The organism is Streptomyces sp. HNM0575, assembly GCF_012726265.1.
Taxonomy (GTDB): domain Bacteria; phylum Actinomycetota; class Actinomycetes; order Streptomycetales; family Streptomycetaceae; genus Streptomyces.
In genome coordinates, this window is record NZ_JAASAG010000002.1 from 130,805 (window position 1) to 154,415 (window position 23,611).

General features: G+C 71.1%; 19 protein-coding genes. 12 read left to right on the forward strand and 7 right to left on the reverse strand.

What is annotated here, in order from left to right; genetic code table 11:
* Window positions 1–57: 57 nt before the first annotated feature.
* The 6 genes from HCC61_RS04485 to HCC61_RS04510 all read left to right on the forward strand — a co-directional run bounded on the left by HCC61_RS04485 (window position 58) and on the right by HCC61_RS04510 (window position 4,931).
* Window positions 58–1,014, forward strand: coding sequence for a diiron oxygenase (locus tag HCC61_RS04485; protein ID WP_169133964.1), 957 nt, complete (start codon window positions 58–60; stop codon window positions 1,012–1,014).
* A 45-nt stretch (window positions 1,015–1,059) separates the two neighbouring features.
* The gene (locus HCC61_RS04490; protein ID WP_169133965.1) at window positions 1,060–1,809 is read left to right on the forward strand and encodes a TetR/AcrR family transcriptional regulator; all 750 of its coding nucleotides are present in this window, start codon (window positions 1,060–1,062) and stop codon (window positions 1,807–1,809) included.
* Between the two features lie 96 nt (window positions 1,810–1,905).
* Complete coding sequence (gene soxR, locus HCC61_RS04495) at window positions 1,906–2,385, forward strand: redox-sensitive transcriptional activator SoxR (RefSeq protein ID WP_169133966.1); 480 nt, start codon at window positions 1,906–1,908, stop codon at window positions 2,383–2,385.
* Window positions 2,385–2,639 (forward strand): hypothetical protein, encoded by a 255-nt coding sequence (locus HCC61_RS04500; protein ID WP_169133967.1) that lies wholly within the window; start codon window positions 2,385–2,387, stop codon window positions 2,637–2,639. Before soxR ends, HCC61_RS04500 begins: the two co-directional genes overlap by 1 nt.
* Before the next feature lie 121 nt (window positions 2,640–2,760).
* A complete protein-coding gene (locus HCC61_RS04505) occupies window positions 2,761–3,624 on the forward strand; it encodes a protein kinase (RefSeq protein ID WP_169133968.1) in 864 nt (287 codons plus the stop codon).
* Window positions 3,625–3,878: 254 nt separating this feature from the next.
* Window positions 3,879–4,931: a C40 family peptidase gene (locus tag HCC61_RS04510; protein WP_346777023.1), complete on the forward strand. Its 1,053-nt coding sequence runs from the start codon at window positions 3,879–3,881 to the stop codon at window positions 4,929–4,931.
* A gap of 152 nt (window positions 4,932–5,083) precedes the next feature.
* Here the strand turns inward: HCC61_RS04510 and HCC61_RS04515 are convergent, their stop codons facing one another.
* The 5 genes from HCC61_RS04515 to HCC61_RS04535 are packed head-to-tail and all read right to left on the reverse strand — an operon-like array spanning window position 5,084 to window position 10,804.
* Window positions 5,084–6,340, reverse strand: coding sequence for a styrene monooxygenase/indole monooxygenase family protein (locus HCC61_RS04515; RefSeq protein ID WP_169133969.1), 1,257 nt, complete (start codon window positions 6,338–6,340; stop codon window positions 5,084–5,086).
* A 49-nt stretch (window positions 6,341–6,389) separates the two neighbouring features.
* Window positions 6,390–7,004 carry an ATP/GTP-binding protein gene (locus tag HCC61_RS04520; RefSeq protein ID WP_346777024.1) on the reverse strand — a complete coding sequence of 205 codons (615 nt, stop codon included), beginning with the start codon at window positions 7,002–7,004 and terminating at the stop codon, window positions 6,390–6,392.
* Between the two features lie 7 nt (window positions 7,005–7,011).
* Entirely contained in the window at window positions 7,012–7,395 is a 384-nt protein-coding gene (locus tag HCC61_RS04525) for a DUF742 domain-containing protein (protein WP_051344608.1), read from the reverse strand.
* Window positions 7,396–7,433: 38 nt separating this feature from the next.
* Window positions 7,434–8,048, reverse strand: a complete 615-nt coding sequence (locus tag HCC61_RS04530; RefSeq protein WP_169133972.1) for a roadblock/LC7 domain-containing protein — start codon at window positions 8,046–8,048, stop codon at window positions 7,434–7,436.
* Window positions 8,045–10,804 (reverse strand): nitrate- and nitrite sensing domain-containing protein, encoded by a 2,760-nt coding sequence (locus HCC61_RS04535; RefSeq protein ID WP_346777025.1) that lies wholly within the window; start codon window positions 10,802–10,804, stop codon window positions 8,045–8,047. The genes HCC61_RS04530 and HCC61_RS04535 overlap by 4 nt, the downstream gene beginning before the upstream one ends.
* A 427-nt stretch (window positions 10,805–11,231) precedes the next feature.
* Here HCC61_RS04535 and HCC61_RS04540 point away from each other — a divergent pair, with 427 nt between their 5' ends.
* Window positions 11,232–12,107, forward strand: a complete 876-nt coding sequence (locus tag HCC61_RS04540) for a protein phosphatase 2C domain-containing protein (RefSeq protein ID WP_169133973.1) — start codon at window positions 11,232–11,234, stop codon at window positions 12,105–12,107.
* An 11-nt stretch (window positions 12,108–12,118) separates the two neighbouring features.
* On the opposite strand, the gene HCC61_RS04545 is transcribed toward HCC61_RS04540, so the two are convergent.
* Window positions 12,119–12,565 (reverse strand): MarR family transcriptional regulator, encoded by a 447-nt coding sequence (locus tag HCC61_RS04545; protein WP_169134499.1) that lies wholly within the window; start codon window positions 12,563–12,565, stop codon window positions 12,119–12,121.
* A gap of 279 nt (window positions 12,566–12,844) precedes the next feature.
* On the opposite strand from HCC61_RS04545, the gene HCC61_RS04550 reads away from it, so the two are divergent.
* Complete coding sequence (locus tag HCC61_RS04550) at window positions 12,845–13,696, forward strand: lysozyme (RefSeq protein WP_169133974.1); 852 nt, start codon at window positions 12,845–12,847, stop codon at window positions 13,694–13,696.
* Window positions 13,697–13,823: 127 nt separating this feature from the next.
* On the opposite strand, the gene lon is transcribed toward HCC61_RS04550, so the two are convergent.
* Window positions 13,824–16,283, reverse strand: a complete 2,460-nt coding sequence (lon, locus tag HCC61_RS04555; protein WP_169133975.1) for an endopeptidase La — start codon at window positions 16,281–16,283, stop codon at window positions 13,824–13,826.
* Window positions 16,284–16,437: 154 nt separating this feature from the next.
* Here lon and HCC61_RS04560 point away from each other — a divergent pair, with 154 nt between their 5' ends.
* From HCC61_RS04560 to HCC61_RS04575, 4 genes are all read left to right on the forward strand, one after another.
* Complete coding sequence (locus tag HCC61_RS04560) at window positions 16,438–17,355, forward strand: spermidine synthase (protein WP_240968487.1); 918 nt, start codon at window positions 16,438–16,440, stop codon at window positions 17,353–17,355.
* A gap of 80 nt (window positions 17,356–17,435) precedes the next feature.
* Window positions 17,436–18,260 carry a response regulator transcription factor gene (locus tag HCC61_RS04565; protein WP_169133976.1) on the forward strand — a complete coding sequence of 275 codons (825 nt, stop codon included), beginning with the start codon at window positions 17,436–17,438 and terminating at the stop codon, window positions 18,258–18,260.
* Window positions 18,261–18,385: 125 nt separating this feature from the next.
* A complete protein-coding gene (locus HCC61_RS04570; protein WP_240968564.1) occupies window positions 18,386–19,534 on the forward strand; it encodes a HAMP domain-containing sensor histidine kinase in 1,149 nt (382 codons plus the stop codon).
* Between the two features lie 224 nt (window positions 19,535–19,758).
* A complete protein-coding gene (locus HCC61_RS04575; protein WP_169133977.1) occupies window positions 19,759–23,604 on the forward strand; it encodes a multifunctional oxoglutarate decarboxylase/oxoglutarate dehydrogenase thiamine pyrophosphate-binding subunit/dihydrolipoyllysine-residue succinyltransferase subunit in 3,846 nt (1,281 codons plus the stop codon).
* Window positions 23,605–23,611: the final 7 nt, after the last annotated feature.

A 23,611-nucleotide genomic window follows, 5' to 3' on the forward strand; every position in this document is an offset into this window, starting at 1 on the left:
CCCCAGGTCGCAGACCTAGGGGAAGCACTCCGGTAACGCACGAAGAGGTGCCGCAGCATGACGATCACCCCTGACACGGCCACCACCGAAGAGAACCCGAACCGGCCGCTCCGGGACGCCCTCGGCCTGCTGAAGGACAGGGAACGGGTCGCGGAGCGCCTGCTCGAATCCTCGAAGAAGCACTCGTTCGACCCGGAAACCGAGCTGGACTGGGACGCGGAGTTCGAAGAGGGCAAGTGGTTCTGGCCGCCGGAGCTCGTCTCCCTCTACGACACCCCGCTGTGGAAGCGGATGCCGGAGGAGCAGCGCCTCGACCTCGCACGCCACGAGGCGGCCTCGCTCGCCTCCCTCGGCATCTGGTTCGAGGTCATCCTCATGCAGCTCCTGGTGCGCCACATCTACGACAAGCCCCTCACCAGCAGCCATGTGCGGTACGCCCTCACGGAGATCGAGGACGAGTGCCGCCACTCGAAGATGTTCGCCCGCATGATCACCAAGTCCGGAGCGCCCACCTACCCCGTCTCCCGCATCCACCACAACCTCGCCCGGCTGCTGAAGACCGTCTCCACGACGCCCGGCTCGTTCACCGCCACGCTCCTCGGCGAGGAGATCCTCGACTGGATGCAGCGGCTGACCTTCCCCGACGAGCGGGTCCAGCCGCTGATCCGCGGAGTCACCCGCATCCACGTCGTGGAGGAGGCGCGCCACGTGCGTTACGCGCGTGAGGAGCTGCGCCGCCAGATGGTGAACTGCCCTCGCTGGGAAGCGGAGTTCACCCGCATCAGCTCGGGAGAGGCCGCCCGCGTCTTCTCCATCTCCTTCATCAACCCCGAGGTCTATACGAACGTGGGCCTGGACAAGCGCGAGGCCATGGCCCAGGTGAAGGCCAGCGGCCACCGCCGCGACGTGATGCAGACCGGCGCCCGGCGGCTCACGGACTTCCTGGACGAGATCGGCGTGATGCGCGGTATCGGCCGGAAGCTGTGGGTCAGCTCGGGTCTCCTGCCGAGGTAGCGGCCGGGGCGCCCGGTGCCGGGACCTGCCGGTTACGCTCAAGGCATGAGCAGCAGCGGCACGGCCCCGGCGTATCGCAGGCTGAGCGTGGACGAACGGCGTACGCAGCTGATCGGCACCGCGCTCGGCCTCTTCGCCCACCACCCGCCGGAGGAGGTCTCCATCGACGACGTGGCGGCCGGCGCCGGCGTCTCGCGCCCGCTGGTCTACCGCTACTTCCCGGGCGGGAAGCAGCAGTTGTACGAGGCGGCGCTGCGCAGCGCCGCCGACGAGCTGGAGCAGTGCTTCGCCGAGCCGCAGACCGGACCGCTGACGCGGCGGCTGGTCCGCGCGCTGGAGCGCTATCTGGCCTTCGTCGACGAGCACGACGCCGGCTTCATGGCGCTCCTCCAGGGCGGCAGCGTCGTACAGACGTCGCGTACGCACGCGATCGTCGACGAGGTGCGCCGGGCCGCGGCCGACCAGATCCTCTTCCATCTCGGCTTCGAGCCCGGCGAGGCGGGCTCGCGGCTGCGCATGACCGTCAGCACCTGGATCACGGTGGTCGAGGCCGCCTCGCTGATGTGGCTGGACGAGGAGAAGCAGCCGCCGGTCACCGAGCTGCGCGACTGGCTGCTCGACCACTTCGTCGCCCTGCTGATGGCGTCGGCGACGAGGGACGCCGAGACCGCCCGCATCGTCCGGCACGCGCTGGACCTGGAGGAGGGCGACGGCCCCGTCGGCGAGCTGGCGCGGCGGATGCTGCCCGTCGTCGGCGACAAGGGGCACCTGCTGGAGGCACCCGGCGGACTCTGAGGCACCCGACCCGGTCCGCAGGTCCGCACGACCCGTCGCGGCGGAAATCCGGAACTCGAACTTAAACACCGCTTGAAGAACCTCTATCGTGGCTCCATGTCCACTCATCTGCCCTGGCACGCCAAGGAGGCCACGGTCGGCGAAGTCGCCGAGCGGGCCGGAGTCGCCACTTCCGCGCTGCGTTACTACGAGCGCGAGGGCCTCATCCGCAGCCGCCGCACCTCCGGCAACCAGCGCCGCTACAGCCGCGACACCCTGCGCCGCGTCGCCTTCATCCGCGCCTCGCAGCGCCTCGGCATGCCGCTGGCCGCGATCCGCGAGGCGCTCGCGCTGCTGCCCGAGGGCCGTACGCCCACGAGAGAGGACTGGGCGAAGGTCTCGGAGTGCTGGCGGGAGGACCTCGACCAGCGCATCAAGTTGATGACGCAGCTGCGCGACCACCTCACGGAGTGCATCGGCTGCGGCTGCCTCTCGCTGGACCACTGCACGCTGGCCAACCCGTTCGACACCCTCGGCGAGCAAGGCCCCGGCCCGCGTTCGCTCGCGGGCTGCGACTCGACGGACGGGTGCTGCTGATGCGCAGCGAGGAGAGCCTCTTCGTCGGGGGGCCGCTCGACGGCCGCGTGCTGCCGGTGCTCACCGGGATCAACGGCCGCCCCCCGAAGCGCTACGAGGTCCCGGTGCCCTCGGCGGACGGAGACGGTCCTGACACGGTCCACGTCTATTGTCTGGAACCGGCCGCCTTCACATCCAGGCTGGGCATCCCGCGGGGCTGGCGCTACGTCTACGACCCGCAGGCCCGTCCGGCGCAAGGCCGGATCCGACGCTGAGTCAGAACCGCCTCTAGCACATCCGTGATGATTTCTGAGGCTCACGTGAAGTTTGCGAAGAACTGCGATGGTTCTGTTCGCGACGTCCCCTTGTACTCGCAGTACGCCTAGGCTGCTCAGCGTGATCCAAGGGATGGCGAGCCTCGGCAGCACAGACCCCCAGCAGCTGGGCCCCTACCGCCTTCACGGGGTTCTCGGCGACGGGCGCATGGGCGCGGTGTACCTGGGGCGGGGGGCACCACAGCGCGGTGCGCGGAAGATGCTCGTCGCCGTGCGCACGCTCCGGCCCGAGCTGATCCGCGACCGGCCGCTCAGAGCGCGGCTCCGGCAGGAGATGCAGTCCGCCTCGTCGAACGTGAGCAGCGTGTACGTGGCGGACGCCGCCGGCTGCGAACTCGACAGCGCCCGGCCCTGGCTGGCCAACGCCTTCGTTCCCGGCGTCTCCTTGGAGGTGCTGGTCGCCAAGTACGGCCCGCTCCCCGAGTCGTCGGTGCGCGCTCTCGGCGGTGCGCTGGCCCGTTCGCTGATGGCGCTGCACTCGGCGGGCATAACCCACCGCGATCTGGGCCCGCACAACGTGATACTCGCCGGCGACGCGCCCCGCGTCGTCGACTACGGTCTCGCGCTGGGCAGGATGAGCGGCCCCGCCACCGACGAGCGGGCCGACGACGTCTTCGACCTCGGCGCCACCCTCGTCTTCGCCTCCAGCGCCCACCAGCCCTTCGCCGGGAACATGCTGCCCATGGCCCGCGAGGATCCCGACCTGACCGGCGTGCCCGACGGCCTGTGCCCCGCGCTCTTCGCGTGCCTGCACAAGACCCCGGAGTCCCGTCCGTCTCCCAGCGTGCTGGCGACCGCGCTCGATCTGGCCGACACCGCGGACCAGCCCGCCCTCCGGTGGCTGCCCGACGCCTACGGGCACGAGATCGGGCTCGCCGCTGACGCCGCCCGCCGCCTCACGGGACGCCGCCTCTTCGGCAGGTGAGCCCGGGGTTCCCGGCCCGGAAGGACCTTCCGAACCGCCTTCCCGCGGCCCGTGCCGCGCCGCCCGCTCCCTGCCGCCGCCGCACGGACGACGCCCGCGCACCCTTCGGGTGACTGACCACGGCCGGGAACGGGACATCCCCGCCGGTAACCGGCGGCGCCGTGCACGATCGCTCCGTCAGCGAGTCAGATCGGAGGCGAGCGGTGTCGCACGTACGGGTCCCACGCTCCGTCGCCGCCGGGGCGGTGGCCACGGTGGCAGCGGCAGCACTCGCCTTCCAGCCCGTGCCCGTGGTCATGGCGGACCCGGTGGGCAAGCCGGTCGCCGAGCTGCTGCGCGACCTGCGGGTCATGTACGAGCGGACGGAGTCGGCCTCCGACGCCTACAACACCACGGCCGGCAAGCTGGAGCGGCAGCGCAAGCGCACCAAGAAGGCCGAGCGCGCGCTGACTTCGCTGCGTTCCGCGCTCGCCGGGTCCCGCCGCGAGGCCGGACGCCTGGCCCGCCAGCAGTACCGGCGCGGCGACATCGCGCTCCCCCCGGTCGTCCAGCTGCTGCTCACCCGCGACACCCGCGACGCGATGGACGGCATGCGCGTGCTCACCCGCGCCGCGGGACGTCAGGCGCTGACCGTGCAGCGTCTGGTCGCGGGCGAGAAGAGGCAGCGGCATCTCACCGCGGTCGCCCGCAAGGCGCTCGCCGGACAGCAGCGGCTCGCGGACCGCAAGAAGAAGCAGCGCGACACCGTACGGTCCCGGCTGAAGCAGGTCGAACGCACGCTGGCCTCGCTCTCCCCCGAGCAGCTGACCCGGCTGCGCGGTCTGGAGACGGCCCAACAGGCCGGTGCCCAGCGCTCGTTGATGTCGGCGCACGGGCTGAGCGGTTCGAAGGTGCGGCGCAGGCCGTCGAGCGCGGGCGCCGAGGCGGTGAGCTTCGCACTGCGTCAGATCGGGAAGCCGTACCGCTTCGGCGCGCAGGGCCCGAAGGCGTACGACTGCTCGGGACTGACGCACAAGGCGTGGCAGAAGGCGGGGCGCTCCATCCCGCGGACCAGCCAGGGCCAGTGGAAGGGTCTTCGGCACGTGCCGATGAACCGGCTGCGCCCCGGCGACCTCGTCGTCTACTACAAGAGCGCGTCGCACGTGGCGATGTACGCGGGGCGCGGCAAGGTCGTACACGCGCCGCGGCCGGGTTCGGACGTGAAGCTGTCGCCGGTCGGCGCCGTACCGCATGTACGGGGCGCGGTGCGGCCCGACGCCGGTGCGCGCTCGCTGCTCCACTACCGGCTGCCGAAGCCGCTGCGCTGAGGCGCGGACGGCACGCAGACCACGGGCGGGTCCCCCTTCCCCGCCCGTGACGGGCCGCCGCGCCGGGAACACCGGGCGCGGCGGCCGGGGCCGGGAGACGGGAAGACCGGGCGGGAGTCCCAGCCGGAGAGAGGCCGGGGATCAGCCGGGGATCAGCCGCCGGCGACGCTGCCCAGGTACGCCTCGGCCTTCGCCGGGTCGTAGAGGTACTCCTCGAAGTCCGCCGGGTTGTCGAAGCCGTTGGCGAAACGGTCGGCCACGGGCTGGAGCTGGCCGGCCGCGCCGATGATGTTGAGCACGTGCTCGGGCGGCGGCGCGAGCATCGCGTTCGTCCACTTCGTGGTGTGCTGCACGTCGGCCCAGAAGCGGTCGAAGGTCTGGTGCATCCACTCCTCGTCGAACGGCTTGTCGCCGCGCTCCAGGATGGAGGCGAGGTACGCCGCGGCGCACTTGGACGCGGAGTTCGAACCCTGGCCCGTGATGGGGTCGTTGGCGACGACGACGTCCGCGACGCCGAGCACGGCGCCGCCGCCGGGCAGCCGCCCGACGGGCTTGCGCACGGTCGGCGCGTAACGGCCGGAGAGCGTGCCGTTGGCGTCCGTCAGCTCCACCTTCGTGGCCCGCGCGTATTCCCAGGGCGTGAACTGCTCCATCAGCTCAAGGGTCTTGGCGAGCTGCTCGTTCGGGTCCTTGACGCCCTGGAAGACGTCGAGCGGACCGCCCGGGATGCCCTCCCAGAACAGGATGTCGCAGCGCCCGGACGTGGTCAGGCAGGGCATGACGAACAGTTCGCCGACGCCCGGCACCAGGTTGCAGCGCACGGCCTCGGTGTCGGGGTGCTCAGGGCGGGGGCCGAGCCCGTTGACGTAGCTGACCGCGAGGGCCCGCTGGGGCGCGTCGTACGGCGAACGCTCCGGGTCCCGCTCGAACATCGAGACCAGTTCGCCCTTGCCGGCGGCGACGAGCACCAGGTCGTACTTCTGCGCGAAGAAGTCGAGGTCCGAGACGGCGGCGCCGTGGATGACGAGCTGGCCGCCGCGCTGTGCGAAGGTCTCCATCCAGCCGGACATCTTCACGCGCTGGTCGACGGACTGGGCGTAACCGTCCAGCATGCCGAGCCAGTTGATGGCGCGCTTGGTCTCGCCGGGGCCCTGCACGGACTCGGGGTCCGCGACGGAGACGCCGAGGCCCTCGACCTTGGGGGTCTGGCTCTCCCAGAAGTTGACCTCGATGTCGCGCTCGTTCTGAAGCGCCGTGTGGAACTGCATCTGCGTCGACATGACGCGGCCGCCGCGTATCTCGTCCGCCGTGCGGTTCGACATCACGGTGACCTCGTAGCCCTGCGCCTGGAGGCCCAGCGCGAGCTGAAGTCCTGCCTGGCCGGCTCCGACAATGAGTATCTTCCGCATGGCGGTCTCTCTTCTCCGTACGTACGTGCAGTTCGCGTCCCGCGCCCGTTCAGGCGGGAGTGACTTCCAGGGCGTGACTGACCAGCGCGAGCAGGGACTTCAGAACGGTCGGCCGCTCCCGTGCGTCCATGACCACGACAGGCACATGCCGCGGGACGGACAGGGCCTCCCGCACGTCCTCGGCGGCATACGCGGTGGTGCCCTCGAAGTGGTTCACCGCGACGACGTACGGATACCCGCAGCTCTCGAAATAGTCCAGAGCGGGGAAGCAGTCCTCCAGGCGACGGGTGTCCGCCATCACCACGGCGCCGATGGCGCCCCGCACCAGGTCGTCCCACATGAACCAGAAGCGCTGCTGGCCCGGTGTCCCGAACAGATAGAGCACCAGGTCCGATTCGAGCGTGATGCGGCCGAAGTCCATCGCGACCGTCGTCGTGGTCTTCTCCGGCGTCTCGGCGATGTCGTCCGTGGACTCGCTCGCCTGCGTCATCAGCGCCTCGGTCGTCAGCGGCTCGATCTCGGAGACCGAGCCCACGAGCGTCGTCTTGCCGACGCCGAAGCCGCCCGCCACCACGATCTTCGTGGATATGGGGGCCTGCGAGAGATCCTCCTGCCAGTCCTGCACTCCGGGCGCCGTCCCGTCCGCAGCCTTCACTTCTTCCACGACCGGCTCAGAGCCTGCGAAGTCCACCCAGCACCCTTTCCAACAGCGCACGGTCGGGACGGTCGCTGCCGTGCCCGGTGCCGTGAACGCGTACCCGTCCCTGATCGGCGAGGTCGCTCAGCAGAACCCGTACCACGCCCAGAGGCATCTTCAACAGTGCTGCGATCTCCGCCACCGACCGCATGCGGCGGCAGAGTTCGACAATCGCCCGCATCTCGGGCATCACGCGGTCGCGAAGACCGCCCGAGGTCAACTCCGGGCGCTCCTCCGGGGCTTCGATCGCCGCGACGATCGTCTCGACCAGCAGCACATGGCCGAAGCGGGTACGGCCTCCGGTGAGGGTGTAGGGACGGACTCTCTTCGACTTGCCGCTCTCGCGCCGTACGGGCAACGGAGGCGGAGAGGAAGGGGAGGGAGAAGCAGCAGGTGTCACTGGTTCAGCTCCATCGACGAGCGCAGTTCGGTTCGGAGTTCGGGGGTGAGGACATGGCCGACGCGGCCGACGAAGAGCGCCATGTGGTACGCGATGACGCTCATGTCACACTCCGGCGTGGCGTGCACACCGAGCAGGGAACCGTCGCTGATCGACATCACGAAGAGCGAGCCCTCTTCCATCGCGACCACCGTCTGCCGGATCTCGCCGCCGTTCATCAGCTTCGCGGCGCCGAGAGTGAGCGAGCCGAGGCCCGAGACGATGGTGGCCAGATCGGCGCTCGACCCCTTCGGGCTGCGGCGGGCGCCCCTGCGGGCGGCCGGGCGGCCGGTGGCCTCTCTGTGCCCGGCGGGGCCTGCGGAGCCGCCGCTCTCGCCGGTGCCGCCGGACTCGCCGCCGTCGCCGCCGTGGTGCGGGCGGCCGTGTGCGCCCGCAGCGGCGTCGTCGGCGTCGGGTGCCGTCTGCTGGTCAGAGGCCAGCAGCAGAAGCCCGTCGGACGAGACGACGGCGACGGACAGGATGCCCGGCACCTCGTCGACAAGGTTCTCCAACAGCCAGCGCACATTGCGTGCTTGAGTGCTGTCGGTAGTGCGCGTGGTGGACGCGTTCACGTGCGAGCCTCCTCGGCGGTGCCACCATCTGACTGCGCCCCCCGTCGGTCGATCACACTCTCCTCAGCGCCGGTCTCGGCGGCCGCGTCACGGCGGCCGTGGGCGGCGCCCTGCTGGAAACCGCCCAGGCGGCGGCGCATCTCGTCCGCGTTCGCGCCCTGGCTGGACGGCGGTGCGGGCTTCGTCTGCGCCTCCACGTGATGCGGGGTCCGCTTGGGCAGACCCTTGTCGGTCACCGTCGGCTGCTCCGGGATTCCGCTGGACTCCGCGCCGTCTTCGGGCTCGGACACGGACTCGGGTCCCGGCCCGGACACGGACTCGGATCCGGTACGGGCCCCGGAGCCGCCGCCCGGCCCGGAGCGGCTCTCCGGCTCCGCCTGGTCCCCCGGCTCCGGCTCATGACCGGCCGGTGTGCCCGACTCGCCCGGCGCCCAGCCGTGTTCCTCCGCGGCGTCGGCTGCCCCGTCGCCGTCCCGCCCCGTGGCGCCCGCGTCCCGCACGGCCTGTTCCGCGGCCGTGACCAGCGGGTCGCCGCTGCTCCGACGGTCGGGCAGCGCATTGGAGTTGGCCTCCGCGACCGATCCGGGGAAGGCGGACGACGGCGCTTCCGGCAGGCGTGTGCCGGAGGCCTCGTGCGCTCCCGCCGCGACCGGCGCGGGTCGCGAGGGCAGCAGCGCGCTGGGCACCGCGACGACGGCCGCTATGCCGCCGCCCTGCCGGCGCTCCCGCAGCTGCACGCGCAGCCCGTGCCGCGCGGCGAGCCGTGCGACCACGTAAAGGCCCATGCCGAGCCCGGCCTCCGGACCGCGGTTCGCGGACTGCGCGCCCACCGGCTCCATCTCCGGGGGGTCCTGCCCCTCGGGGACGCTGAGCCGGGCGTTGAGCGCCGCGAGTCTTCTGCTCGTCACGCCTATGCCCTCGTCCTCGATGGAGAGCATCACCTCGCCGCTCTCCAGCAGCCAGCCGGAGAGCTGCACTTGGGCGTCCGGCGGGGAGAAGGTGGCAGCGTTGTCCAGGAGTTCGGAGACGAGGTGGCTGAGGTCGTCGGCCGCGTGTCCCGAGACCTGCACGTGCGGCGGCAGCGTGCCCAGCTCCACCCGCTCGTAGCGCTCGATCTCGCTGATCGCGGCCCGCAGCACGTCCAGCAGCGGTACGGGTCCCGAGTGGCCCGCGGTGACGTGCTCGGCGCCCGCGAGCAGCAGCAGGTTCTCGCTGTAGCGCCGCATCCGCGTCGCCAGGTGGTCGAGCTTGAAGAGCGTGCTGAGGCGGCTGGGGTCGCTCTCCCGCTCCTCCAGGTCCTCGATGACGCCGAGCTGGCGCTCCACGAGGCCCAGGGTGCGCAGGGCGAGGTTGACGAAGGTGCTGTGCACGGCGCCGGACAGCGCGTCCAGACGCTCCTTCAGCGTCTCGAACTCGCTGCGGGCGCGGTCCCGTTCGGCGGTGAGCGCGTCCTTGTGACGGACCAGGTAGGTGTTGTCGGCCTCGGCCTCGGCGGCACGCTCCTGAGCGGCGACGACCGTCTCGCGGAGCGTGTTCAGCGACCGTACGACTTCGGCGAACTCATCGTTTCTGCCGTTGAAGACGACCGGTTCCTCGCCTGCCGGGTCGCCCGCCAGCCGCTTCGAGCCGCGCTTGAGCACGGACAGCGGGCGGGCCATCGACCGTGCCGTGTGCACGCTGATGCCCGCGCCCAGGAGCAGGCAGGCCGCCACAAGGGCGATCCCCCACTCCAGGGCGGTGACGTCGTCGTCCCGCAGCCGTTCGAGATGCTTCAACTCGTCGGCCGCGAAGGACGACTGGACGCCGCGCATGCCGTCGATGCGGGCGGACAGGGCCGCGTCGACGCGGCCGTGGTTCAGGCCGCGGTCGGACGGGGCGAGATACGGCTGGTCGGTCAGCCGCGCCAAGTACCGCTCGGCGAGGGAGACATCGGCGCCGGTGACCGTCTTCGCGAACGAATCGCGGGCGGCGCGGTCGGCCCCGTCGCCGAAGTCGGCGAGCGCGCCCTGCTCGCGTACGGAGGCGCGCTGGGCCTCCGCGGTCAGCGCGCGCTGCGGTCCTCCCGCGGCGAGCCCGCCGCGCAGCAGCCCGCGCACCGCGGAGGCCTGCGCTGCGGCCTGGCCCAGGTCGGGCAGCGCGTACGCCGCGCCCGAGCCGCCCGGCCCGTCGGCGCGCGCGGGCAGCGAACGCGCGACGCCGGCGCTCACGTCCTGAAGCGTCTTGATGGTGCCCGTGTAGTCCGCGTAGATGTCCAGCGGGCCGCTGTCGCCGGCCTGTGCCTCCTGACGCATGCGGGGCAGCTTGCCCAGCGCCTTGCGCACGGAGGCGGGCGCCGTCTCACGGATCTCGGTGATCTGCCGGTCGACCCGGGAGCGCTGCTCCTCGGTGACGCCCGCACCGTTGCGGCTCGTACGGCCCGCGGCGACGTACTCGACCATTCCGTCGCGCTCGTCGGCGAGGGCGTGGCTCAGGGAGATGGCCCGCTTGTCGAGTTCGGCACGGTCGACCAGCTGCTGGGACTCGGTGAGGTCGTCGTAGGCGTTGAGCAGCGCGGGGGTGCCGGCGCCGAGCACCGCGATCGAGCAGAGCGCGACGGAGGCCAGCAGGCGGTTGCGCACCCGGGCGCGGCGGGGACCGGTCTGCTGGGACGGACCGCCGCCCTGTGCCGTCGCCCCCGTGGTCCGGCTCGCGGGCCTGGCCCGCAGTCCGCCCGGTAGACCAGGTCCGCCCGGTTTCCGCAGTAGCTTCGTCCGCACCCGTGCTCGCAATCTCGTCGGGGCCTGCCCCGGGACCGGCCCGGGGTCGGCTCATTCCAACCTCGTGTCGCAGAAGCGGAATTGGTCCCGTGTCGTCCCTGTGCATCCCCTCGGACGCCGTCAGACCCTTCCAGTACGGATGACAGGCGGTGTGACCATCTCCTGCTGGACCACTCGAAGGAGTGAACCGTAACCGGGAGTCGGCGAACAACTCCCCTTGTGCACCCCAACCAGCCTGCAACGGGCTTCAATTGGAAAACCCGTCGGCGCCCTGGCAGGATGCGCGATCGCATACTTGCGGACGGACTAATTCCGGTCAACTCCGGCCCCCCGGGACGCTGACCTGGCGGTCCTCAGGTGGCTCTCCGGCTCTTGACACGTGCGAGCGGGCCGTCGGCCGGCTGGCGGCGGAGTGCAGACTGACGGCATGCGCATCGACATGACCGGCGAACCCGGAGATCCTCGTCGCCCCAACGAGGACTACGTGTCGGCGGCTCTCCCCTCCTCCGGAGAGGGCGGCGCGCTGGTGCTCCTGGACGGTGTGACGCCCCCTCGGGGCGGGACCGGATGCGTGCACGGAGTGCCGTGGTTCACGGCGCGGCTGGGCGGTTCGCTGCTCCAACTCGCCACCGCACAGCGGGATCTGACGCTGGATGCATGTCTTGCGGAAGCCATTTCGTCTACCGCCGCGGCACATGGTTCAATCTGTGACCTTTCTCACAGTCGCACTCCGCAGGCGACCGTCGTCGCGGTCCGCTGGAACGAGGAGCGCGTGGAGCACCTGGTCCTGTCCGACTCGGCGCTGCTGGTCGAGGCTCCGGGCGGCTCGGTGACGGAGGTGCTCGACACCCGGCTCGACCGGCTGCCCGAGCACGTCCGCACGCTCCGCGACCAGGTGCGCGCGCTCCCCGAAGGCAGCCCGGAGCGCGGCGCCGCGCGCGACGAATACGTGGGCGCCGTCGAGGCGTTGCGCAACGCCCCAGGCGGCACCGGCTTCTACACGGCCGCCGCGGACCCCGGCGTCGCCTCGCTCGCGGTGACCGGCTCGACGCCGCGCGCCGACGTACGGGCGCTGCTCGCCCTCAGCGACGGCGCGGCACGCTGGAGCCAGACGTTCCGGCACGGTGACTGGGCGGCGCTGCTCGCCTTCGTACGGAAGGAGGGCACCGCGGCGCTGATCGCAGCCGTACGGGAGGCGGAGCGCGCCGATCCGCACGGCACGGCGCACCCGCGGGGCAAGCGGCACGACGACGCGTCGGCGGTCTTCGCCGAGCTGGGCGGGCCGGAGCCCGTCGGGACCTGACGCGCGGAGCGTCAACTCTCGCCGTCGGACATGGCGTTGAGCTGGTGCAGCAGCCGGGCCAGTTCCGCGATCTCCACCGGGTCCCAGGCCCCGAGCTTGCGCATGTACTCGGCCCGTACCGCCTCCCGCACCGCGCGGAAGCGTTCGCGGCCCCGCTGGGTGAGATGCACGAGGGAGGCGCGGCCGTCGTCCGGGTCGGGGGCGCGGTAGATCAGCCCGAGGTTCTCCAGCACCCGCAGCTGGCGGCTGATGGTCGCCTTGCCGACGCCGAAGTAGACGGCGAGGTCGGTGGCCCGCTGGGGGCCGCCGTCGTCGATCCGTACGAAGAGTCCGTAGGCGGCGGGCTCCAGTTCCGGATGGACCTCGCGGGCGAGCTCACCCGAGAAGGCACGCGCCCGGCGCAGGAAGACGGCCAACTCCCGCTCCAGTTCGAGCAGTTCGGGTGCGTGTTGCCACATGGACTCGTCCACCTGTACGCCTCTTCCGTCTTCCCGTCCCCGCACCTACGCGCGCAGACTCCGCGTCGCCGACGGCGATCGTCGCAGCTGCGGCTGGATTTCGCAGGTACGGGCTCCTGAGGCGTGCTGTCCGTCTTCCCCGAATATGTCTGTGCGCGTACCGTTACAGATATGACATGCCCACACCAGAAAGGGCATGCCGAGCCCCCCACGGAACCGCAACACCGCCTACACGCACCGCCATTCGTCCCCCGCCCCCCCACGGCCTCGGAGGCAGCGATGCCAGGTCACGGATCCGGTACGGCTCGCCGCGGAGGAAGGTTCCTCACTGCGGCGGCACTGTTCATCTCCGCACTCGCCCTGCTGATCACCGCACCCGGTGCGGCGAGCGCGGCATCCCCTCAACCCGACCCTGTCAAACCCGGCGAAGCCTCGATGGGCGTCGGCGTGCGCATGCACGAGGGCGGTGATTCCACCGGCGGTTCACAGCCGGGGGCTCTCGCCGCAAGCGTGCACGGCGTCGACGTGAGCGGCCATCAGGGCAACGTCGGCTGGTCGACCTTGTGGAGCAGCGGCGTGAAGTGGGCCTACGTCAAGGCGACCGAAGGCACCTCGTACACGAACGAGTACTTCACGCAGCAGTACAACGGCTCGTACAACGTCGGAATGATCCGCGGGGCCTACCACTTCGCGCTGCCGGACAACTCCAGCGGCGCCGCGCAGGCCAAGTACTTCACGGCCCATGGCGGCGGCTGGAGCAAGGACGGCAAGACGCTGCCCGGCGTGCTCGACATCGAGTACAACCCGTACGGCTCCACCTGCTACGGGAAGAGCGACAGCGCGATGGTCAGCTGGATCAAGGACTTCACCAGCACCTACAAGGCACAGACCGGCCGTGACGCCGTCATCTACACCACGACGGACTGGTGGAGCCAGTGCACGGGCAACAACGGCGGCTTCGGCAACAGCAACCCGCTGTGGGTCGCGCGTTATGCCTCGTCGGCCGGCACGCTCCCGAAGGGCTGGGGCTTCTACACCTTCTGGCAGTACACCTCCAGCGGGCCGACCGTGGGCGACCACGATCTGTTCAACGGAGCGATGGACCGCCTCAAGGCGCTCGCCAACGGGTAGCGCTCGGCTCCGGCGCGCTCCGGCCCCGCCCACGGGCAGTGTGGGCGGGGTCCGGCACCGGCTTCCCGGCCGGTGAGCCCCGTCTGCCGCCGCACACCCTGCGCGCGGCGGGCAGCGGGCGGCGGGCTCAGGCCGCCACCGGGAGCTCCTGCTCGCCGGGGGCGCGGCCGGACTCCGCGGGCGTCAGGGCCAGTTCGAGCACCTGGCGGATGTCGGAGAGCGGCCGGACGTCGAGCCCTTCCAGCACCTCCTCGGGCACATCGTCCAGATCGGGCTCGTTCCGCTTCGGGATGACGACCGTGGTGATGCCCGCACGGTGCGCGGCGAGGAGCTTCTGCTTGACGCCGCCGATGGGCAGCACCCGGCCGGTCAGCGAGACCTCTCCGGTCATCGCCACGTCCGTACGCACCTGACGTCCGCTCAGCAGCGACGCCAGCGCGGTGGTCATGGTGACGCCTGCGCTCGGCCCGTCCTTGGGCACCGCGCCCGCGGGCACGTGCAGATGGACTCCGCGGTCCTTCAGATCGCCGACCGGCAGCTCCAACTCCGCGCCGCGCGACCGCAGATACGACAGCGCGATGTGCGCGGACTCCTTCATCACGTCGCCCAGCTGCCCGGTCAGGGTCAGCCCGGAGCCGCCCGTCTCGGGGTCGGCGAGCGACGCCTCGACGAAGAGCACGTCACCGCCCGCGCCGGTCACGGCGAGTCCGGTCGCCACGCCGGGCACGGAGGTGCGCCGCTCCGCCGGGTCCTGAGCGGACTCGGGGGTGTGGTGCGGCCGGCCGATCAGCGCGCGCAGCTCGTCCGCCCCTACGGTGAAGGGCAGTTCACGCTCCCCCAGTTCGTGCTGGGCCGCGACCTTGCGCAGCACCCGGGCGACGGAGCGCTCCAGGTTGCGTACGCCCGCCTCCCGCGTGTACTCCCCGGCGAGCTTGCGCAGCGCGCCGTCCTCCAGCCGGACCTCGTCGGCCTCCAGGCCGGTCCGCTCCAGCTGGCGCGGCAGCAGGTGGTCGCGGGCGATCGTGACCTTCTCGTCCTCGGTGTAGCCGTCGAGCTGCACGACCTCCATGCGGTCCAGCAGCGCGTCCGGGATCGCCTCCATGACGTTGGCGGTGGCGAGGAAGACCACGTCGGACAGGTCGAGTTCGACCTCCAGGTAGTGGTCGCGGAACGTGTGGTTCTGCGCCGGGTCCAGGACCTCCAGCAGCGCCGACGAGGGGTCGCCGCGGAAGTCCGCGCCGAGCTTGTCCACCTCGTCCAGCAGCACCACCGGGTTCATGGAGCCGGCTTCCTTCACGGCACGCACGATGCGTCCGGGCAGCGCACCCACGTACGTACGGCGGTGACCGCGGATCTCGGCCTCGTCGCGTACGCCGCCCAGCGCCACGCGCACGAACTTGCGTCCCATCGCACGCGCCACGGACTCGCCCAGCGAGGTCTTGCCGACTCCGGGCGGCCCGGTCAGCGCCAGGACGGCACCTCCGCGCCGGCCTCCGACGACTCCGAGACCGCGCTCGTCACGGCGCTTGCGGACTGCCAGGTACTCGGTGATGCGCTCCTTCACGTCCTGGAGTCCGGCGTGGTCGGCGTCCAGCACGGCCTGTGCTCCGGCGATGTCGTACGCGTCCGCGGTGCGCTCGTTCCAGGGCAGCTCCAGCACGGTGTCGAGCCAGGTGCGGATCCAGCCGCCCTCGGGCGACTGGTCGGAGGACCGCTCCAGCTTCTCCAGCTCCTTCATCGCGGCCTTGTGCACGTGCTCGGGCAGGGCGGCGGCCTCGACACGGGAGCGGTAGTCCTCGCCCTCGTCCTCGGGGTCGCCGTTGAGCTCGGCGAGCTCCTTGCGCACGGCGTCGAGCTGGCGGCGGAGCAGGAACTCCCGCTGCTGCTTGTCGACGCCCTCCTGCACGTCCTTCGCGATCGACTCGGCGACGTCCTGCTCGGCGAGGTGCTCGCGCAGCGTCGAGACGGCGAAGCGCAGCCGCTCGACCGGGTCGAGCGTCTCCAGCAGCGTCATCTTCTGCTCGGTGGACAGGAACGGCGAGTAGCCGGCGTTGTCGGCCAGCTGGCCCGCGTCGTCGATCTGCTGGAGCCGGTCCACGACCTGCCAGGCGCCGCGCTTGCGGAGCCAGTCGGCGGCGAGGGCCTTGTACTCGGTCATCAGCTCGGAACGCTGCCCGTCCGCGGCGGCGTCCGGTGCTTCGCCGCTGCCGCTCTCCTCCGTGCCCGGGCCCCCGTCCTCGGAGGCCACGGGGGTGCCCTCGACCCACAGGGCCGCGCCGGGACCACTCGTACCGGAACCGACGCGCACACGTCCGCGTGCGCGGATCAGGGCGCCGCGGTCGCCGCCCGCGAGCCGTCCGACCTGCTCGACGCTGCCGAGCACGCCCATGGCCGCATAGCTTCCGCCGATCCGCGGCACCATCAGCAGCTGCGGCTTCTCTCCTCCGGTGGCGGCGGCCTGTGCGGCCTCAACCGCCGCCCGTACATCGCTGTCGGACAGGTCCAGCGGCACCACCATTCCCGGCAGCACGACCTCGTCATCGAGGGGCAGCACGGGCAGGGTGAGCGGTGTGGACATCGAAGCCATGATCTCTCCCTCGGCATGCAAGTTGAGCTGTATTCGCTCAAGCTGTGCTTCCTCAATGCACGCGGGGCCCCGGATGTTCCGCAGGGTCCCGGCTGTTCGCCAGGAGCGATCACCGGCCCACCGGACGGCGGTGCACAAGCGGCAGGATGGGCCCATGCATCAGCGGCCCACCTCTGTAAGCAGCGAACCCACCGGCGGCGATTCCGTGGCCCGCGATTCCGGGACCGGAGAGATCGGGACCGGAGAGACCGGGACCCGGGAGACCGGTGGGGCGCGTCCCGTCGTTCTCGACCGCAGGGACGGGCCGTACGGCGAGGTGGTACTGCGACGCCACGGCGAGCTGCTTCAGATCATCGCCAACGGGACCTTCCTCATGGACACCTCCGACGGGCGCTCCGAGCGGCTGCTCGTACGGGCCGCCCTCGCGGAGCTGGACCGCGGACGCGAGCAGCGGTACGGCGGGCACCCCGGACCGCTTCGGCCGCCCCGGACGTCCCGGCCACCCCGGTCGCCCCGGCTGCTCATCGGCGGTCTCGGCGTCGGCTTCTCGCTCGCGGAGGCGGCACGGGAGCCGCGATGGGGCCGCATCACCGTCGTTGAGCGCGAAGAGGCCGTCGTCGACTGGCACCGAGAGGGCGGTCCGCTCTCGCAGCTGACGGCCGCTGCCCTGCGCGACCCCCGTACGGAGATCGTGCACGCGGACCTCGGCGCCTTTCTGCGGGAGGGCGCCGGACGGGAGGATCCGGGAGAGGCCCCGGAAGCGGCGCCTGACGCGGCGCCGTGCGACCCGTCCGGCGGGCGGCCCCCCTTCGACGCGCTCTGCCTCGACGTCGACAACGGCCCGGAATGGACCGTCACCGAGGACAACGCCTCCCTCTACTCCCCCGCGGGAATCGCCGCCTGCCGGGCCCGGCTGGCACCCGGCGGCGTACTGGCCGTCTGGTCCGCACAAAGCTCCCCGACATTCGCGGACGCATTGTGGAATGCCGGATTCCAGAGGGTTCGCACGGAAGAGATCCCCGTCGCCCGAGGCGTCCCCGACGTGGTCCACTTCGCAACCAAACCGGCATAGCCGCAGCCGACACGAGCCCCTTACGCTGCTGCAAGCACGTATACAAACAAGCCACGGGGCCATTGCAGGGGCGGGGTCGAATGGACCAGAAGAACATCACAACGGCACAGAGCAGCAACGCGTCCGCGACGACCACCCCCGGCGCACAGCGCAGGATCCTGGTCGTCGAGGACGATCCCACGATCGTCGACGCCATCGCGATGCGGCTGCGCGCGGAGGGATTCCAGGTGCAGACGGCGGGCGACGGCCCTGCCGCCGTCGACACCGCCGAGGCGTGGCAGCCCGATCTGATCGTGCTCGACGTGATGCTGCCGGGCTTCGACGGGCTGGAGGTCTGCCGCAGGGTGCAGTCCCAGCGTCCGGTTCCCGTGCTGATGCTCACCGCGCGGGACGACGAGACCGACATGCTCGTCGGGCTCGGCGTGGGCGCGGACGACTACATGACGAAGCCGTTCTCGATGCGCGAGGTGGCGGCGCGGGTGCACGTGCTGCTGCGCCGCGTCGAGCGGGCCACGCTCGCCGCCCACACGCCGCGCAGCGGGATCCTCCGCCTCGGCGAGCTGGAGATCGACCACTCGCAGCGCCGGGTGCGCGTCACCGGCGAGGACGTGCATCTCACGCCCACCGAGTTCGACCTGCTGGTGTGCCTGGCGCACTCCCCGCGGGCCGTGCTCTCGCGCGAGCAGCTGCTCGCCGAGGTGTGGGACTGGGCGGACGCCTCCGGCACCCGCACCGTCGACAGCCACATCAAGGCGCTGCGCCGCAAGATCGGCGCGGAGCGCATCCGTACGGTGCACGGCGTCGGCTACGCGCTGGAGACCCCCTCTTCGGGCTCCAACGGTGCGAACGGTGGTGCCGGTGCGGAGGGCGGCGGATACCCGGCGCCGGCCGCGGACGGCTCCTGACGGGCGGGCGTCGCGACGTGACAGAGGTGTCCGACACGCCTGTCAGGCGCCCCAGGCTGCGCCTGCCGTACGCGGTCCGGGTCACCGGGCGGTTCCTGTGGCGCGCTCTGCGTGCCCTGGGCCGCCTGCACCAGCGCCTGCGCCGGCGCTGGGAGCCCGTATGGATCGGCTGGCTCGACCGGATCTGGGAGGGGCTGCGCCCGCTCGACCCGTACCGCTCGGTGAAGGCGGCGCTGGGCGCGCTGGTGATCGTCTCCGTGGTGATCACCACGCTGCTCGCGCTCTTCGCGGTCAACTCGGCGACCGAGCTGCGCGTGATCACGATCATCTCGATCATCGCCTCGCTGCTGATCACGCAGTTCGTGGCCCAGTCGCTCACGGCGCCGCTGGACGAGATGACCGACGCCGCGCGCGCCATGGCGGACGGCGACTACTCGCGGCGGGTGCGGGGCGACCGCAGGGACGAGTTCGGCGAACTCGCCGAGACCTTCAATCAGATGGCGGCCGACCTCGAAGCGGTCGACCAGCACCGCAAGGAGCTGGTCGCCAACGTCTCGCACGAGCTGCGCACCCCCATCGCGGCGCTGCGGGCCGTGCTGGAGAACGTCGTCGACGGAGTCTCCGACTCCGATCCCGAGACGATGCGCATCGCGCTCCAGCAGACGGACCGGCTGGGCCGGCTCGTGGCGCACCTCCTCGACCTCTCCCGCCTGGACAACGGTGTCGTGCCGCTGCACGCACGCCGCTTCGAGGTGTGGCCGTACATGGCGGGCGTGCTCAAGGAAGCCAACATGAGCAAGGGGCAGGGGCACTCGCGTACGGACGTCCATCTGCACCTGGACGTCTCCCCGCCCGAACTCACGGCCTACGCCGATGCCGAGCGGCTGCACCAGGTCGTCGCCAACCTCATCGACAACGCGGTCAAGCACAGCCCGCCGCACGGTCGCGTCACCGTGCGCGCACGGCCCGGGGCGACCGCGGAGAGCCTTGAGGTGGAGGTGCTCGACGAGGGGCCCGGCATCCCGGAGTCCGAGCGCGCGCACGTCTTCGAGCGCTTCAACCGGACGAAGGCCACGAAGGCCGCCGAGAGCTCCTCGCAGCGCAGCGGGGTCTCGGGCGGGGGCCCCGGCGGCGGCGACGGCGGTACGGGGCTGGGCCTGGCGATCGCTCGCTGGGCGGTCGACCTGCACGGCGGCTGGATCAGGGTCGCGGAGTCCCCGAAGGGGTGCCGTATCCAGGTCACGCTCCCGGGGGTGGAGGAGGCGCAGAAGTGACCGCGCCGCCCGGGCCCTGAGGTGTACGACGCGGAACGGGGTCCATCGGTTCCGCTCTGTCGCGAACCTTGCTTGTTTCCCGCCAGATCATGCGCCGAAACCGGACTCGTGATGTGACTTGCGTGACGACAACCCGGGCTGGACTGCAAGGGAGGCGGGGAGGGGCGTAGCCTTTGTTCCCGCTGTCCACCACCTAAGGAACGCGGAAGAGGGCGGTTGCCGCCGTGTCGTCACAGTCCCCCAACAGCTCGAGCGTCTCGACCCAGCAGGACGGTCAGGGAAGCGATCCCGCCGCCGTGTTCGGACCAAACGAGTGGCTCGTCGACGAGATCTACCAGCAGTACCTCCAGGACCCGAACTCGGTAGACCGAGCCTGGTGGGACTTCTTCGCCGATTACAAGCCGGGCGCCGAATCCACCGGGACCGTGGCGGAGCCCGCAGCGCCGGCCACCGCCAAGCAGGCGGCGGCCGCACCGGCTCCCGCCGAGCCCGCGCAGCAGGCCGCCCCCGCGCCCGCCAGGCCGGCGGAGAGCAAGCCGGCGGCGGCCGGGTCCGCCGCGCAGGCGCCCGCGAAGTCCGCACCGGCCAAGCCCGCGCCGGCGGCGAAGGCCGCGAAGCCCGCCGCCGAGCCCGCTGCGAAGCAGGCAGCCAAGCCCACGGCGGCGCCGGCCGGGTCCGCCGCCGGGGCGGAGCAGCCCGCGGGCCCGGACTACGTGCAGATGCGAGGCCCGTCCGCGGCCGTCGCGAAGAACATGAACGCCTCGCTGGAGCTGCCCACCGCCACGTCGGTGCGTGCCGTCCCGGTGAAGCTGCTCTTCGACAACCGCATCGTCATCAACAACCACTTGAAGCGCGCCCGCGGCGGCAAGGTCTCCTTCACGCACCTGATCGGCTACGCCATGGTGCAGGCGCTGAAGGCGATGCCGTCGATGAACCACTCGTACACCGAGAAGGACGGCAAGCCGACGCTGGTCAAGCCCGACCACGTCAACCTCGGCCTCGCCATCGACCTGGTGAAGCCCAACGGCGACCGCCAGCTCGTCGTCGCGGCGATCAAGAAGGCCGAGACGCTCACCTTCTTCGAGTTCTGGCAGGCGTACGAGGACATCGTCCGCCGCGCGCGCAACAACAAGCTGACGATGGAGGACTTCTCCGGCGTCACGTGCTCCCTCACCAACCCCGGCGGCATCGGCACCGTCCACTCCGTGCCGCGGCTGATGCCCGGCCAGGGCCTGATCCTGGGCGTGGGCGCGATGGAGTACCCGGCGGAGTTCCAGGGCACCTCGCAGGACACCCTCAACCGGCTCGGCGTCTCCAAGGTGATGACGCTGACCAGCACTTACGACCACAGGGTCATCCAGGGCGCCGCCTCCGGCGAGTTCCTGCGCATCGTCAGCAGGCTGCTGCTCGGCGAAGAGGGCTTCTACGACGAGATCTTCAAGGCGCTGCGCATCCCGTACGAGCCGGTGCGCTGGAACCAGGACATCGACACCTCGCACGACTCCGATGTCACCAAGGCCGCCCGCGTCTTCGACCTGATCCACTCCTACCGGGTGCGCGGCCACATCATGGCCGACACCGACCCGCTGGAGTACAAGCAGCGCAAGCACCCCGACCTGGACATCACCGAGCACGGGCTCACCCTGTGGGACCTGGAGCGGGACTTCGCGGTCGGCGGCTTCGCCAACAAGTCGATGATGAAGCTGCGCGACATCCTCGGCGTGCTGCGCGACTCGTACTGCCGCACCACCGGCATCGAGTACATGCACATCCAGGATCCGAAGGAACGCAAGTGGATCCAGGACCGGGTGGAGCGTTCGCACTCCAAGCCCGAGCGCGACGAGCAGCTGCGCATCCTGCGCCGGCTGAACGCGGCGGAGGCCTTCGAGACCTTCCTCCAGACCAAGTACGTCGGCCAGAAGCGCTTCTCCCTGGAGGGCGGCGAGTCCGTCATCCCGATGCTGGACGCCGTGCTCGACGCCGCCGCCGAGTCGCGCCTGGACGAGTGCGTGATCGGCATGGCGCACCGCGGCCGGCTCAACGTGCTGGCCAACATCGTCGGCAAGTCCTACGCGCAGATCTTCCGTGAGTTCGAGGGCAACCTCGACCCGAAGTCGATGCACGGCTCCGGCGACGTGAAGTACCACCTGGGCGCCGAGGGCACCTTCACCGGTCTCGACGGCGAGCAGATCACGGTCTCGCTGACGGCCAACCCCTCGCATCTGGAGGCCGTCGACCCGATCGTCGAGGGCGTCGCCCGCGCCAAGCAGGACATCATCGGCAAGGGCGGTACGGACTTCACTGTGCTGCCCGTGCAGCTGCACGGCGACGCGGCCTTCGCGGGCCAGGGCGTCGTCGCGGAGACGCTCAACATGTCGCAGCTGCGCGGCTACCGCACCGGCGGCACGGTGCACATCATCGTCAACAACCAGGTGGGCTTCACCGCGGCGCCCGAGTCGGCGCGCTCGTCGATGTACTCCACCGACGTGGCCCGGATGATCGAGGCGCCGATCTTCCACGTCAACGGCGACGACCCGGAGGCCGTGGTCCGCGTCGCGCGGCTGGCCTTCGAGTACCGGCAGGCGTTCAACAAGGACGTCGTCATCGACCTGATCTGCTACCGGCGCCGCGGTCACAACGAGACCGACAACCCGCAGTTCACGCAGCCGCTGATGTACAACCTGGTCGACAAGAAGCGTTCGGTGCGCAAGCTGTACACCGAGTCCCTCATCGGCCGCGGCGACATCACGCTGGAGGAGGCCGAGCAGGCGCTCCAGGACTTCCAGGGCCAGCTGGAGAAGGTCTTCACCGAGGTGCGGGACGTCGCCAACGCGCCCGCACCGGCCGAAGTCCCGCAGCCCGAGGCGGAGTTCCCCGTGCACGTCGAGACGGGCGTCGGCCAGGAGGTCGTCAAGCGGATCGCCGAGTCGCAGGTCAACATCCCCGACCACGTCACCGTGCACCCGCGGCTGCTGCCGCAGCTCCAGCGGCGCGCGGCGATGATCGAGGACGACACCATCGACTGGGGCATGGGCGAGACCCTGGCCATCGGTTCGCTGCTGATGGAGGGCACGCCGGTCCGGCTGTCCGGGCAGGACTCGCGCCGCGGCACGTTCGGCCAGCGCCACGCGGTGCTCCTCGACCAGAACACCGGCAACGACTACACGCCGCTGCTGTACCTCTCCGACGACCAGGCCCGCTACAACGTCTACGACTCGCTGCTGAGCGAGTACGCGGCGATGGGCTTCGAGTACGGCTACTCGCTGGCCCGCCCGCAGGCGCTGGTGATGTGGGAGGCGCAGTTCGGCGACTTCGCCAACGGCGCGCAGACGGTGATCGACGAGTTCATCTCCTCCGCCGAGCAGAAGTGGAACCAGACCTCCGGGGTCACGCTGCTGCTTCCGCACGGCTACGAGGGCCAGGGCCCGGACCACTCCTCGGCCCGCATCGAGCGCTTCCTCCAGCTGTGCGCGCAGAACAGCATGACGGTCGCGATGCCGACGCTGCCGTCGAACTACTTCCACCTGCTGCGCTGGCAGGTCCACAACCCGCACCACAAGCCGCTGGTCGTCTTCACCCCGAAGTCGATGCTGCGGCTGAAGGCCGCGGCGTCGAAGGCGTCGGAGTTCACCTCCGGCGGCTTCCGTCCCGTCATCGGCGACGCGTCCGTGGACCCGGCCGACGTCCGCAAGGTCGTCTTCTGCTCCGGCAAGGTCTACTACGACCTCGACGCCGAGCGGCAGAAGCGCGGACTGACCGACACCGCGATCGTCCGGCTGGAGCGGCTGTACCCGCTGCCCGGCAGGGAGATCCAGGCGGAGATGGCGCGCTACAGCGGTGCGGCGAAGTTCGTCTGGGCGCAGGAGGAGCCGGCCAACCAGGGCGCGTGGCCGTTCATCGCGCTCAACCTGGTCGACCACCTCGACCTGATCATCGGCTCCGAGCCGGTTCCCAACGCGGACCGGCTGCGCCGGGTCTCCCGCTCCTCCTCCTCGTCGCCCGCCGTCGGCTCCGGCAAGCGGCACCAGGAGGAGCAGCAGCGGCTGATCCAGGAGGTCTTCGACCTCTGAGGAGCCG